The organism is Aquabacterium sp. (genome assembly GCF_004297345.1).
Lineage (GTDB): Bacteria > Pseudomonadota > Gammaproteobacteria > Burkholderiales > Burkholderiaceae_C > Aquabacterium.
On sequence record NZ_SCTN01000179.1, the window covers coordinates 1 to 2,163 of the forward strand.

Below are 2,163 nucleotides of genomic sequence, written 5' to 3' on the forward strand. Positions count from 1 at the left end.
CTCTGGCTGGGTGATTGGAGCTACCCGTACACAGTGGCCTTGATGGTGGCCAGCGCCCTCGTGCCCATGTGGTATTTCTACCGCCGAGGGTGGCTGAGCTGAACAATCCCGCGCCCAAGCTGCCACCCGGCCTGCTGCGCGTGATGCTGGGCACCACGCTGGTGGTGCTGAGCTACAGCCTGCTCAACCCGGTGCTGGCCGTGCGTCTGCAAACGGCCGGCGCCAGCAGCACGGCCATCGGCCTGTTTGCCATGCTGCCCTTCATCAGCGTGGCCATGCTGGTGCCCCTGGTGCCACGCCTGTTTGCCCGCATCGGTGTGGGTCAGGCCTACCGCGCTGGCTTGCTGCTGGAGCTGATCTCCTGCCTGGGCTACCTGCTCACGGCGGATTACCGTATCTGGTGCGCGCTGGGCCTGATGGCCGGCATGGGCGCCGCCGCGGCCTGGAACGCCACCGAAGCCCTGATCGCGCACAACGTGCCCGCCAGCCACCGTGGCCGCCTCACAGGCATGTATCAAGCGCTGCTGGGCGCCGGCATGGCGCTGGGCCCCATGCTGCCCGGCCTGCTGCGCATCGGCCCGACCGAAGCCAACGCCATCGCAGCAGGTGGCCTGGCGCTGGGCCTGCTGATCACGCTGGTACCTGCCGTGACCCAGCTCAAGGCCATGCACGACGACCACGAACCCATGAGCCTCATGAGCGCCTGGCGCTTCAGGCCAGCGCTGGCCTGGGCGGCCGTGGTGGGCGGCGTGTTTGAAGTGGGCCTGGGTTCCATCACCACGGCCTACGGTTCGCAGATCGGCATGAACCTGGCAGCCGCCACCTCGATTGCCGGCGCTTTGGGCATGGGCAGCTTCCTCTTTCAATACCCCACCGGCTGGCTGGCCGACCACATGCCCGCCCGGCGTCTGTTTGCCCTCGGCGCCGGCGTGCTGGTGATCAGTGCCGTTGCCTTCGTGCAGGCCACCACCTGGCCCACCTTGATCTGGATCTGCGCGGCGGCCTGGGGCGGCATCGGCGGCGCGCTCTACACATTGAGCATGATCCGCGTGGCCCATGATTTCGCCGACAGCTCCGCCCTGGCAGGTACCTCGGCCATGATCGCCGGCTACACGGCTGGCGGCGCCTTAGGCCCGCTCATCAGCGGCTGGGTCTTCGATCACTTTGGCGTGGGCGGCCAGGGCAGTTGGCTGGCCGTGTTGGCGCTCAGCCTGTTGCTGATGCAGACCAGGGCGGACGGTTCACAGCCTCGCGCCACAAACTGAACAGCATCGACTGCAAGCGGTCTGCCGGCACGGGTTTGTGCAACAAGGGCAGGCCGCTGTCATGCGCCTCGCGCAAGCGCTCCGTCGCCGTATCGCCCGTGATGATCGCGGCCGGCACATCGTGGCCCAGGCGCTGGCGCACCGCCTCCACGGCCTGCAAGCCGGTGCGGTGGCTGCGCAAACGGTAATCGGCCAGCACCACGTCAGGATCAAACCGGTTCAGCACACGCAAAGCCTCATCATCGGAAGCCACGGCCTCGCACCAGCATCCCCAGTTCGCCAGCAGATCGCACATCGCCGATCGCACAGTCTCGTCGTCGTCAATCAGCAGGACGCGCAAACCACTCAGATCCGGCTCATCGTGCGGCACCACATCCGCCTCGCGCCATGGTGACAGGCTGATCGGCAAGCCCAGGCGAAACACCGAGCCACGCCCGGGCACCGACTTCAGCGACACGTCCACACTCATCGCCCGAGCCAGGCCTTCCACGATCGCCAGCCCCAGACCCAAGCCCTTGCGGCGATCGCGCTCCGGATTACCCAACTGGTGGAACTCGCGGAAGATCTCCTCGTGGTGATCGTCGGGAATGCCGATGCCCGTATCCCACACCTCGACCACAGCCCGTGCGCCACGACGGCGGCATGCCATCAACACGGCACCACGCTCGGTGTAGCGAATGGCATTGAGCACCAGATTGCGCAGGATCATCTCGACCAGCGCCGGGTCGGCATGCAGGATCACTGACGTATCGCGCATGCGAAAGGCCAGGCCCTTCTCTTCGGCCAGGGGCGCCATTTCGCGCTCCAACTTGCGCAACATCGGCTGCAGCGCAAACGGCTGCATCTGTGGCTTGACCACGCCCGCATCCACCTTGGAGAAGTCCATCAAGGTGTTGAG

The 2,163-nt window shown here is 66.5% G+C and carries 2 protein-coding genes; one reads left to right on the forward strand and one right to left on the reverse strand.

Features of this window, described 5'->3' with window-relative positions; genetic code table 11:
- Nucleotides 1-89: 89 nt before the first annotated feature.
- A complete protein-coding gene (locus EPO09_RS06065; RefSeq protein ID WP_290641210.1) occupies nt 90-1,265 on the forward strand; it encodes an MFS transporter in 1,176 nt (391 codons plus the stop codon).
- Here EPO09_RS06065 and EPO09_RS06070 read toward each other — a convergent pair.
- Nucleotides 1,207-2,163, reverse strand: a 957-nt coding sequence (locus EPO09_RS06070) for a hybrid sensor histidine kinase/response regulator (RefSeq protein ID WP_290641212.1), incomplete at its 5' end; no start/stop codon positions are given. The two genes, EPO09_RS06065 and EPO09_RS06070, sit on opposite strands and share 59 nt — an antisense overlap.